This window comes from Pseudoxanthomonas sp. (genome assembly GCF_002863005.1).
Taxonomy (GTDB): domain Bacteria; phylum Pseudomonadota; class Gammaproteobacteria; order Xanthomonadales; family Xanthomonadaceae; genus Pseudoxanthomonas_A.
In genome coordinates this window covers 1-11025 of record NZ_PKDG01000051.1, presented here as the reverse complement: position 1 = coordinate 11025, position 11025 = coordinate 1, and the positions used below count along the sequence as shown (strand labels likewise).

The 11025-nt window shown below is 66.0% G+C and carries 12 protein-coding genes and 1 pseudogene; 7 read left to right on the top strand and 6 right to left on the bottom strand.

The window, feature by feature from the left end:
* On the top strand, positions 1–383 hold a 383-nt coding region (gene radC / locus CYU89_RS17320), incomplete at its 5' end, for a DNA repair protein RadC (protein WP_296282782.1).
* A gap of 155 nt (positions 384–538) precedes the next feature.
* Here the strand turns inward: radC and CYU89_RS17315 are convergent.
* From CYU89_RS17315 to CYU89_RS17290, 6 genes are all read right to left on the bottom strand, one after another.
* Positions 539–1753 (bottom strand): MFS transporter, encoded by a 1215-nt coding sequence (locus CYU89_RS17315; protein WP_073654934.1) that lies wholly within the window; start codon positions 1751–1753, stop codon positions 539–541.
* Positions 1753–2208 (bottom strand): chromate resistance protein ChrB domain-containing protein, encoded by a 456-nt coding sequence (locus CYU89_RS17310; protein ID WP_073652012.1) that lies wholly within the window; start codon positions 2206–2208, stop codon positions 1753–1755. The genes CYU89_RS17315 and CYU89_RS17310 overlap by 1 nt, the downstream gene beginning before the upstream one ends.
* Positions 2209–2306: 98 nt before the next feature.
* Positions 2307–3209 carry a DUF1259 domain-containing protein gene (locus CYU89_RS17305; RefSeq protein WP_101516723.1) on the bottom strand — a complete coding sequence of 301 codons (903 nt, stop codon included), beginning with the start codon at positions 3207–3209 and terminating at the stop codon, positions 2307–2309.
* A gap of 53 nt (positions 3210–3262) precedes the next feature.
* Complete coding sequence (locus CYU89_RS17300; protein ID WP_073672133.1) at positions 3263–3856, bottom strand: Fe-Mn family superoxide dismutase; 594 nt, start codon at positions 3854–3856, stop codon at positions 3263–3265.
* Positions 3857–3915: 59 nt separating this feature from the next.
* On the bottom strand, positions 3916–5091 hold the full coding sequence (gene chrA / locus CYU89_RS17295) for a chromate resistance efflux protein ChrA (RefSeq protein WP_073672139.1): 1176 nt from the start codon (positions 5089–5091) through the stop codon (positions 3916–3918).
* 53 nt (positions 5092–5144) lie between these two features.
* A complete protein-coding gene (locus CYU89_RS17290) occupies positions 5145–6089 on the bottom strand; it encodes a chromate resistance protein ChrB domain-containing protein (RefSeq protein WP_073651930.1) in 945 nt (314 codons plus the stop codon).
* Positions 6090–6256: 167 nt separating this feature from the next.
* Here CYU89_RS17290 and CYU89_RS17285 point away from each other — a divergent pair.
* From CYU89_RS17285 to CYU89_RS17260, 6 genes and pseudogenes are all read left to right on the top strand, one after another.
* Positions 6257–7362, top strand: a protein-coding gene (locus CYU89_RS17285) for an IS3 family transposase (RefSeq protein ID WP_126624631.1) whose coding sequence is annotated in 2 segments (ribosomal slippage) — positions 6257–6515 and positions 6515–7362 — 1107 coding nt in all. Because the reading frame shifts where the segments join, the coding sequence is not laid out codon by codon here.
* A gap of 263 nt (positions 7363–7625) precedes the next feature.
* Positions 7626–8069 carry a TIGR03757 family integrating conjugative element protein gene (locus CYU89_RS17280; protein WP_126624632.1) on the top strand — a complete coding sequence of 148 codons (444 nt, stop codon included), beginning with the start codon at positions 7626–7628 and terminating at the stop codon, positions 8067–8069.
* Positions 8066–9010 (top strand): TIGR03756 family integrating conjugative element protein, encoded by a 945-nt coding sequence (locus CYU89_RS17275; protein ID WP_104230484.1) that lies wholly within the window; start codon positions 8066–8068, stop codon positions 9008–9010. Before CYU89_RS17280 ends, CYU89_RS17275 begins: the two co-directional genes overlap by 4 nt.
* 10 nt (positions 9011–9020) lie before the next feature.
* A complete protein-coding gene (locus CYU89_RS17270; protein ID WP_126624633.1) occupies positions 9021–10427 on the top strand; it encodes an integrating conjugative element protein in 1407 nt (468 codons plus the stop codon).
* Complete coding sequence (locus CYU89_RS17265) at positions 10424–10777, top strand: hypothetical protein (RefSeq protein ID WP_003292115.1); 354 nt, start codon at positions 10424–10426, stop codon at positions 10775–10777. The genes CYU89_RS17270 and CYU89_RS17265 overlap by 4 nt, the downstream gene beginning before the upstream one ends.
* A 15-nt stretch (positions 10778–10792) precedes the next feature.
* A pseudogene (locus CYU89_RS17260) lies at positions 10793–11025 on the top strand (conjugal transfer protein TraG N-terminal domain-containing protein); the annotation flags it as partial.

Sequence of the window (11025 nt, the reverse complement as noted above, 5' to 3'; positions counted from 1 at the left end):
AGGCCGGTCCGGCGCTGGGCAGTCCCGCCGCCGTGCGCGACTACCTGCGCCTGAAACTGGTCGCGGAGCCGAACGAAATCTTCGCCGTCGTGTTTCTCGACAACCAGCACCAGGTGCTCGCCTACGAACCGCTGTTCCAGGGCACGGTCGACCAGACTTCGGTGTATCCGAGGGTGGTGGTCCAGCGTGCGCTGGCGCTCAACGCTTCGGCGCTGATCCTGGCGCATCAGCATCCCTCGGGGAACACCGAGCCCTCGGCCGCTGATCGTGCGATCACCGAGCGGCTGAAGAGCGCCCTGGCCACCGTCGATGTCCGGGTGCTGGATCACTTCATCGTCGGCAAGGGCAGCCCGTACTCGTTCGCGGAAGCCGGCTTGTTGTAGTCCGCACCGCAGGCGTCCCTTCCGGGGGGCGCCTGTGCCTCTTGCCCCTCTCCACAAGAACTGCCATGGAAAGTTCCGGTTGCCACGTTCGCGATGCGCTCTGTCTGATGGTCACGATTTTCGGAAGCGCGCCATGTGCTTGCGCGCGAGCGCTCTCAAGAGGAGGGTTCCTCGTACTTCCGAAACGCGCGCCAAAGTGCAACGTCATACGCGATCTTGAGCAGGCCGCAGGCCACTAGCGGCAGCGCCAGCCAGCCAGCGGCGAATAGGGCGCCGCCGATGGCGGGGCTCGCTGCGGCGGCGAGGCTCCTGGGAACGGCGGTGAAGCTCGCCGCCGCGGCGCGCTCGGCCGGCGTCACCACCGCCATGACGAAGGCCGATCGCGTCGGCACGTCCATCTGCGACAGGGCGCTGCGCAGGAACAGCAGCGCGAGCGCCACCGGCAGGCTGTCGGCGAAGGCGGCGAGGACCAGACAGACGCTCGACGGGATGTGGGTGAACACCATCGTGTTGATCAGGCCAATATGGCGCGCTACCCAGGGGGCGGCGAGCTGGGAGCCGGCCGACAGCAGCCCGGCCCAGAAAAAGAACTGGCCGGCAGCGGCGAGCGAGAGGTCGAAACGCTCGAACAGCCAGAGCGCGAGCAAGGTATTGACGATCAACCCGCCAGCGAAGGCATCGACCGAGAACAGCGCCGCCAGTTTGATCACGATGCCGCGCGAAGGCCCCAGCGGTTCGGGCGACGCTGCCTGCTCGTGCATACGGTGGTCCGGCAAGGCGCGATACAGGACGAAGATCAAGACGCCGGTCAGCCCGTAGGCGACGAACATCAGGCGCAACGCGTCGAGCTGGGCCAGGCCGGCATCCGTCAGCACTTGCGGGATGGCCGTCGCCAGCGAACCGGTCGCGGCACACAAGGCGCCGACGAAGGTGTAGCGCGCGAACAGGAAAGTGCGCGCCTCGCCGTGCGCCGATTCGGCCAGCCGCGCATGCTCCAGCGGCAGGAATACGCTGACGTCGCCGGAGCTGGGGTTCATCGTACCGACGAAGGCGACGATCAGCAGCGGCCAGAAGGCGCCGATGCCGCCCAGGCCGGCCAGCAGAAGACCGGTGGCGGCCATCAGCCAGGCGGCGGCGAGGAGTAGCCGGCGCTGCGGGAAGCGATGTCCCCACTGCCCGACCGCCACGGTCGCCAGCGCCGATCCGAGCAGGGTGGCGGTGCTGATCAAGCCGACTTCCCACTTGCCGAGCCCGAGCGTGAGCAGGTAAACCGGTAGCAGAATGGCGACAAAGCCGTCGGTGAAGGCTCGCAGTGCCCGGCCGATCAGCAGCAGACGTGCATCGGGCGCGGCTCCGGCGGGCAGCAGCATCACTTCAAGCCAAGCAGGCGGGCAACCTTCTTCAGTGGCGTGTCGGCGCACCAGGCGTAGAGCGCGTCGTACATCACCATGCCGTGCCGGAGCATCTCGTGGTCGTCGGCGAAGTTGAGCGACAGCCCTTTCGAGATGGCGAGCAGGCCGGCCGCTTCCTTCGCCAGTTGCGGCTGGGCGCAGTCGGCGGCGCGTACGATCAGCGCCAGCGTGTTCAAGGCCGGGTCGTCGAGTTTGTACTGCGCGATGAAGGCATCGAAGCTGCAGCGGTCGCCATGGTGGCCGAGCTCGACATTCGGCACGTCATAGGGAATCGCGCCGGTGTCGGCGGCGACCTTCAGGACCTCGCCCGAAGGCACGTAGAGGAACTCCGGGTTCTCGTCGATGAAGCGGGCGATCAACCAGGGGCAGGCGATGCGGTCGATTTTCGGGCGTTCACGGGTGATCCATTGCATGATGATCTCCTGTTGCCGTTTCGGAACATGTCGCGGTTCTTCGACCTTGAGGTCATAAAGGGGGGCGTCTCAGAAAACGGAAAAGGCACTACGAGGCGTCATTTCACGGCTTTCTGCGCGTCCAAAGTCCTTTTCAACGACTGCGCCAGCGCCGCTGCTTTGCCTTTGCCCCAGAAGTGCAGAAAGACGTAGCGCGGCTCCTCGTGCGTCATGTGGTTGTGGATCGCCACGATGTTGATGCCTTCTCGCCGCAGCACCTTGAGCACCGTCTGGAGTTCGTCCTCACGCATCGCGAAGTCGCCGTCCACCACGGCCTGCTCGTCGGTCCCTGCAAACGCAGCCCAGGTGTTGACGCCCATGGCATTGCCGACGGGCGTGCCATGCATCTTCGCCTCGCGCCCGAAGCTCACCTTGACCATGCCGTCCTTCACCTGCGCCTTGGCGCCGAGGACTTCCTCGATGCGCGCCGCGGTGAGGCTGCTGGGTGTGGCAATGGTGCCGCCAAAGGCATCTGCGGGTTTGGGTTGGCTGGCGCGCACCTGCGCGACCCGGTCATACACAGCCTTGACCCCAGTGGCGAGATGACGCGCATCGCCCATCCCGCCGATGTGCATGAAGTAGACCTTGGGTCGGTCGAAGAAGAAGTGGTTATGCAGCGCCGTCACTTCCAGGCCGGCCTCAAGAGCGGCGCTCATGGCCGGATTGACCTCGTCCTCGAACAGCACCGTGTCGCCCATCATCATCGTGCTGCCAGCCATCGGAGTGAACGCGGCCCACGAAGTCAGGCCCATGAAGGGGGGCATCGTCCAGCGATCCACGCTGATCGTCACGTCATCGCGCGGCTTGCTGATCTTGAAGACGTTCTCGGCCTTGTTGTAGTCGCCCTTGAGTCCCGTCACGGACTCGATCGCTGCGGTATCTACCGTCGGTCCGGCCGCAACGGCCATTTGCATGCAGACCGCTGTCGCTGCGGCGAAAAGGACTCGGGTTTTACGGGACATGCTGCCTCCTTGATTGGATCTCACGGTTTCGGGTTTGATGGCGCGGTCCATGTTCAGGCGCCAAGCCGGGTGAAAGCCGCCTCGGCGACGGTCCAGGACAGGTTCTGCATGAAGGCGTCCACATAGGCTGCGGACTTGGCGCCGAAGTCCATGTGGTAGCTGTGCTCGTACATGTCGAGGGCGACGAGCGGCGTGGCCCCGGCCAGGTTGTGGGCGTGGTCGGCGGCCCAGGTGTTCACGAGACGCTCGCGGCGCGGGCTCCATACCAGCAGGGTCCAGCCGGAGCCGCCGCCCTGGGCCTTGCCCATGGCCGTGAATTCGGTGCGCCAGGCATCCGCGGAGCCGAAGTCCCGCTCGATGGCCGCCTTCAGCGCGCCGTCGGGGTCGCCCCCCGTGCCGCCGAGGGAATCGAAGTACACCTCGTGCAGGATCATGGAACCGCTGGCGATCATCTCCTCGCGCTTGAGGCCGTTGATCTCGAACACCGGCGCCGCTCCCCAGTTCAATTGCGCCAGCTGTTGCTCGATGGCGTTGAGACGCTTGACCGCGCCGCCGTAGTTGTTCTCCCAGTGGCTGACGATGAGCTTCTCGGACAGGCCGGTGAGCTTGGCTGGATCGCACGAAAGGGGCTTCAGTTCGTAAGGCATCTTGGCTTCCTCAGCAAGGTGGATCGGAAACGGCGCGACGAAGGCTGACTCGATCAGGTTCAGCCTTGGTTCGGAAACACCAGCCAGCCCGCCAATCCCGCCGCGAGGATCACGACGACGACGTTGAGCTTGTTCTTCCAGGCATAAAGGAACGCCAAGCCTGCGGCGAAGATCGACATGCCCATCGCCAGCGATGGGACACGTTCAGCCGTGACCTGCGCCAAGTCGAGGGTAGTTGCGCCGATCAGGCCGACTACGCCGGCCGCGACGCCGTCCAGGAACGCGTGCAGCCGTTTGTTCTCCACGACAGCCTCCAGCCGGTCGTAGAAAATCAACGAGAACGCAAAGGCCGGAAGAAAGACACCCACCGTCATGGCCACCGCCCCGATCGGCCCCCCTGCCACATAGCCGACGAACGTGGCGAAGATGATGAGGGGTGCCGGCAGCACACCGGACAGCGCTAGGCCGTCCAGGAACTGCCCATCCGTCATCCATCCGCGCCCGACGGCGTCATTGCGAACGAACGGGATCGCCGTGTAGGCACCACCGAAGGTGAGCAAGCCGGCCTTCAGGCCCGAGGCGAAGATGAGCAGCACCGAGGCTTGGCCCTGAACGACCGTTTCCACCAGCTTCGCCGCCGGCGCATCCCACCAAGCCACGGCGGCAGCCAGCGCCACCGCGCCCAGTGTCACCAAGAGCGCCAAGGCCCGATGCTTCAGCACGAGCAGCGCGTACACCAGGCCGCTCGCCGGCAGGGTGATCCAGAAGTCGACACGAGCCATGGCGGCCAGCGCGCAAACGATGGCAATGGCCCACAACCAGCGATCGAGCAGGATGTGCTCGCCGATACGGTGCACGGCGCGCACAATCAGGGCGATCACGGCCGCCTGGATGCCAAGGAACGCCGCGCCCAGCGAGGTGCCAACGAATTCGATCTGGAAGTACAGCCAGGACAGCGCGAACATCAGCAAGAACCCGGGAAGCATGAACCCGAGTCCCGCCAGTACGCCCCCCAGCCGCCCCTTCGCCCGGATGCCCAAATGAACGCATATTTCGTGCGCTTCGGGTCCGGGCAGCACCTGCATCACCGCAAGCAGCTTGTTGAAGCGTCTGCTGGAGATCCAGCGTTCCTCGTCCACGAGCTCGCGGCGCAACATGCCGATCTGAGCCACAGGCCCGCCCCATGCGAGCAAGCCGAACTTGAGGAAGCGCGCGAAGAGCTGCAGGTAGCTCATCGCTGGAGGGACCGCTTCAGTCGTGGCAGCGGTCTGAGGACTGGTCGGGGCGTTCACGTTGTTTTTTCCTCGTAACTCTTCAATAGCCAGTCAAAGACTTCGCATGCGCGGGCAAGCAGCGCGTCGTCGTCGGGTTCGGATGCCCGCAGGCCGGCGAGCAGCGATTCGATGCCCAGCGCTTCCGCGACCGGGAGTCCCCCAACATCCAGGCAATGCACGAGTTCGCCCAGACGTACCAGTGCAGGGGCGGAATCAAGTCCGAAACTTGCCAGCAGCGTCTCGAAGGTGACCTTGGTGCCTACGTGGCTGAAGGCCGCGCCGTCGAAATCGAAGCCGAGCCAGCCATTGCGGCAGTCGGCGGGACTCGCCAGCCAGACGATGCGAGCGCTTGGGTCGATGAACCGCCGGATCAGCCAGGCCGAAGCGAGTCGGTCCACCCATGGTCGCGCCCGCGTGGCCCAGGTCCGGCCCTGATAGTCGGCGCGGTCCAGCCGCGGAACATCCGCTTGCCGGGCGGTCGGCTCGTCGGGAGACATGCGGCGGGTGATCGCGTCGCGCAGGTCGTCCAGTAGGCTCAGGGTCTGCCGCTGCGCCTCACCGGGAAAGAAATCGATGCGCACCACCTGCTCGAAGCGGCGCACGAGCGGCTGGAGCTTGCGCGCGGCGGCAGCGCCATCCAGGGATGCCAAGCTCCGCCCGAGTTCCTTGATCTCCTCGGCGATGCCGGCGTACTCCTCGCCCCGGTCGAACAGGGCGCGCAGCGCGCCCTCCTGGGCTTCCTCACACCCCGAGAGTCGATAGACCTCGCCGCTGCCCCCGACTTCCACCGCCTGCGCCGCCACTTCGTCCAGCGCCGCCGCACTGTCGGCCGAGTCAGGCAGCAGGTAGACCCCATCGCGCAGCGTCGCGCAGCCCAGCGCCTTGACGGAGCGCCAGACGCGCATGCGGCCGGTCGATGCCTTGGTGGGCAGGCTGACGAATAGGGCAATAAAGCTCAAGCACGGGCTCCTTGGTCAGCAAGCAGTGATGAATGTAATAGATTCTACATCGCGTTATAATTAAAACTCAATTGAAGCTGAAGCGTCAATTCAAGGCATCGCGATGTCCCCCCGTATTTGAGTAGCACTGACGTTTAGAGTCCGACCCATGATCCAGGAGGTCGGACGTGAAGAAGCGGTTCAGCGAAGAGCAGATCATCAAGTTCCTGAAGGAGGGCGATGCCGGGGTGCCGGTGAAGGACCTGTGCCGGCGGCACGGCTTCTCTGAGGCGAGCTTCTATCTCTGGCGGAGCAAGTTCGGTGGGATGGACGTGTCCGATGCCAAGCGGCTCAAGGCGCTGGAGCAGGAGAACACTCGGCTGAAGCGGCTGCTGGCCGATGCCCTGCTTGAGAACGAGGCGACGAAGGAAGCGCTGAGAAAAAAGTGGTGAGCGCGCCAGCGAAGCGGTCGCTGGTGCGCATGCTCCAGGACAAGGGGCTGAGCGAGCGGCACGCGCTGCGTGTTGCTGGCATGAGCGCATCGTCGCTGCGCTACACACCACGGCCTGACGGCAATGACGAGTTGCGCGAGCAGATCGTCGCTTTGGCCCAGCGATATCGCCGCTACGGCGCCGAGATGATCTACCTGAAGCTGCGGCAGGCCGGCCAGCGGGTGAATCACAAGCGGGTCGAGCGGCTGTACGCGCTGGAGAAGCTGCAGGTGCGCAGACGGCGCCGCAAGAAGATCCCGCCGGCCGATCGCCAGCCGCTGATCCGGCCCGGCGCGGCCAACGAGGTCTGGTCGATGGATTTCGTGTTCGACCGGATCGCCTCAGGCCGATCTCTGAAGTGCCTGGCTATCGTCGACGACGCCACGCACGAGGCGGTTGCGGTGATCCCGGAGCACAGCCTCGGCGGCGAGCACCTGATCCGGTTGCTGGACGAGGTCTGCGCAACGCGCGGTACACCGGCCGTGATCCGAACCGACAACGGCCCCGAATTTACTGGCCGAGCCATGCTGACCTGGGCGCACCGTCGCGGCATCGCCCTGCGCCTGATCGAGCCCGGCAAGCCCAACCAGAACGCTTACATCGAATCGTTCAACGGCCGATTCCGGGACGAGTGCCTCAACGAGCACTGGTTCTCCAGCTTGCATCACGCTCGGACCGTCATCCGGGCCTGGGTCCGCGAATACAACGAGGAGCGACCAAAGAAAGCACTCGGCGGGCTAACGCCCGCCGCCTACGCCAGACAACTCACCACCAAGACGATTACATTCAGCCCCGGGCTCTAAACCCAACCGCTACTCAACGCGGGGGGACGTCGATCGAATGCAAACGCTCCCAGCCGTCGATGCCGATTCGCTTGCATCGCGTTTCTTGGGTTCGCGGGCACCTCAGAGCCACGCACCTGACCTCCGCCTCCGACAGGGGGCAAACACAACGCCCACAGCGGCGTAGCGCATGAAACCGGCAGGGGCCGAATGCGGTTTCCTTGTCGCGTCAGATCGGCACTTGAAGTCGACTGTGACCTTGATCGACTCCAAGGACGCCCGATATGCCGCCCCCCTTCTTCAAGGCTTCGCCCCGGCTGCCGACCATCCGCATTGCCCCCGGACTGCGGGTAGTGCTGTTCATGTTCACCCAGGCTGCGGCCGCCGATGTGCTCGTCGTCACCGACAGCCGTCATCCGGTGCAGGCCCCGGCCGGCGTGCGGGTCATCGAGCTGGACCAGGCCACGCGCATCGAGGTCGAACTCGCCGCGCACCTGCCGGCCGACCCGCAACAGGCTGCAGCCCTGGTGCGGCAGCGGTTGCATGACGGTGGCGAGGCCCTTCAACGCCGCATCGGCCACGCCTACCAAGGTGTCGCGGATGCCTGGGGACTGGGCATCGCCAAGATTCCCGCCGTGGTGGTCGATCGACGCTATGTGGTCTACGGCGAGCCCGACGTGTCCCGCGCCGTCGCGCGCATCAACGCCTACCGGAGCACGCATCCATGAGCCTCCTGCTGGCGTCCCGGCGTCTGCGCGCCACCGCCGCCTCGCTGCTGCTGGGCGCGGCCACATCGACGTTCGCCCTGGACACCGCCACCATCGTCTCGTCTGCGCTGTCCCCCGACTGCCTGGAGTACCGCGTCGCAGGTATTTGCTACTGGCTGTACTGCACGCCCTTCGGCTGCTCGGTTCGCACCTCCGTCAAGGTGCGCCACTACGTCCCCGATGCGGTGGTGTCGAGCTACTCGAACACCGGCGAAAACCCGTGGCTGGAAGTCAGGGCGATGAGCATGCCCAACCCGACCGCGAAGGCTGGCGGTGACGGCACGACCAATCACGACAACGAGAACAACCTCGCCAAGTTCAAGAACGCCGATGTCATCGGCCATCCGGCCGGGACGGTGTTCAGCCAGTTCGCCAGCGCCTCCGGCTACACCTGCGAAGGCGCTGGCACGGCCTTCATGCCGTATCTGCTGAGCACGCTCGACACGATGGCCTGGCGCTACAACATCCCGGAAGCGTTCTACCCCGAAGCGCTCATCCCCGGCCGGCGCGAAATCGGTACGCGCACCGGCCTGAACCTCTGGGGCAACGTGTATCCCCGCGGTGGCTTCCTGCACCAGACCGACGACCACAAGAGCGGCGCCGTGGTCGCGCAGCGCGCGGGCGACATCGTGACGCGCCGCAACCAGATTCACGTGTACCAGCCTCTGCTGGCCAACGCCCGCGACGGCTACTGGCCGGCCGGCGCGCTGATGGAGACCGGCGCCTCGACGGGCAAGTGGCAGGAGCTGACGCCCACGCTCTCGAACAGTTGCGTGGTCTTCCCGCACAGCCGCACCCGCGTGCAGGCCCAGCAGGGCGACTACGCCTGGGCCTTGTGGCGGCCGTACTCCTGCTGCCGGCGCCGTGGCCAGGTCTTCCTCGGCAGCGTCGATTTCATGTGAGGAACCCACGATGAACGCCTCCCTCCCTGACTTTCTGCGCCGCGCGAAATCGCCCTTGCGGGCCACGCTGCTCGTGGCGGCCATCACGCTGGTCGTCGGCGTCGCCTGGGCGCAGACCCGCATCGACCCCAATGGCGTGAACGTCAGCGGCAGCGTGATCGGCGACGACGTGCTCTACAGCATCGGCGGCGGCCGGGCCGTGTCGATGGGTGGTGCCGGCAACATGCAGAGCATCGGCGTCGGCGTCGGCTGGAACAGCAACCTGATCTGCGGCGACATGAGCATCACCACGACACTGCAGAACCAGCTCAACGGCATCACCAACGGCTTCCAGACGATCATGAGCAACGTGATCCAGAACGCCACCAGCGCCGTGGCCTCGCTGCCGGCGCTGATCATCCAGCGCGCCGACCCGGGGCTCTACAACCTGCTGACCAACGGCATCCTCCAGGCGCGCCTGGACTTCGACCGCTCGAAGATGACCTGCCGTGCCATCGCCAATCGCATGGCGGACATGGCCGGCGGCCAGGCCGGCTGGGACCAGCTCGCCGAAGGGATGGCGCTGCGGGATGCGGTCAGCAGCACCGATGCCGTCTCCGCTATCGAGCAGGCCGAGTCCAACAAAGGGAACAACGGCGTGCCCTGGGTCGGCGGCGGCAACGCGGGCGGCTCTGGTCAGAGTTCGATCAAGGTGGTCGGCGACGTGACGCGCGCGGGCTACAACCTGCTCAACGGGCGCAGCGCCACCGATACCTCGTCGATCGCGCGCAGCGCCTGCGGCAACCGCCTGACCTGCCAAACCTGGTCCTCGCCCCAGGCGGCCGCGGACTGGGCGACCCGCGTGTTGGGCGAACGCGAGCAGCGCACCTGCGAAAACTGCACGAAGACCCAGACCACGCCTGGCGTCGGGCTCACGCCAGTGATCCAGGAAGAGTACGAGACCAAGCTGCAGGCGCTGCAGGAACTGGTGACGGGCGCCCGGCCGACGACGCTGGCCAATCTCGACGCAGCCGGCAGCAGCTCGCTGCCGATCACCCGCGGCGTGATCGAAGCGCTACGCGACGAGCCCGATCAGGACGTGCTGGGCCGGCGTCTCGCATCCGAGGCCGCACTGTCGAGCGTGCTGGAGAAGGCCCTGCTGCTGCAACGCACGTTGCTGACCGGCAAGAAGGAGCCGAACGTCGCTGCCAACGAGCTGGCCGTGCAGGCGGTCGACCAGGAGAACAGCGCGCTGGAGCAGGAGATCAACAACCTCAAGACCGAACTGGAGCTGCGCCGCACGCTGGCCGGTAACTCGGCGATGGCGATCATCCAGCGCCACAGCACCCGCGCTGCCGGTTCGCGCGGCGTCTTCGAGGGCGACACCACACGCGACCGTCTGCGGGAAGTCCAGAAGCCGCGGAGCGGTACGCCATGAGCCGGCTGGCCTGGCTGCGGCTGCCATGGCTGTTCAACCGCCGCGTCGGCGTGGCGCTGCTGTGGACCTTGCTGGTGGTGGCCGCCGCGGTGGCGGTGAACATCGCCGGCATCCACGTGGTCGGCGGCGTCGAGGGCTGGCAGCACTGGCTGCAGGCGCACGCCGGCCACTTCTTCGTGTGGCGGCTGTGCCTCTACGGAGCGACGGCTTACGGCTGGTGGTGGATGCGTCGGCGCCTGTTGCGGCGGGAGCCGTCACGCGAGACGCATCAGCGCCTGCTGCGCACGGAGATCGCAGCGGTGATCGCCGTGGTCGCGCTGGAAGCCAGCCAACTGTTGCGGCACGGCTGAGACCGGGAGGCAGGCATGACGCTCTACACCACGGACTACCTGGAGTATTACCTGACCCTGGTGGCTTGGGTGGTCAACAACGGCATCTGGAGCATCCTCGTGGCCAGCGGGGTGTTCGCTCTTCCGTTCGTGGCCATCGTGATCCAGGAATGGCTCAAGGCCCGCAGCGAAGGTGCGGACGAAGGCAACAAGGGCGTGCTGTCGTCGATGCGCATCGAGAACCGGGTGTGGGTGGCGATCGTGGTCAT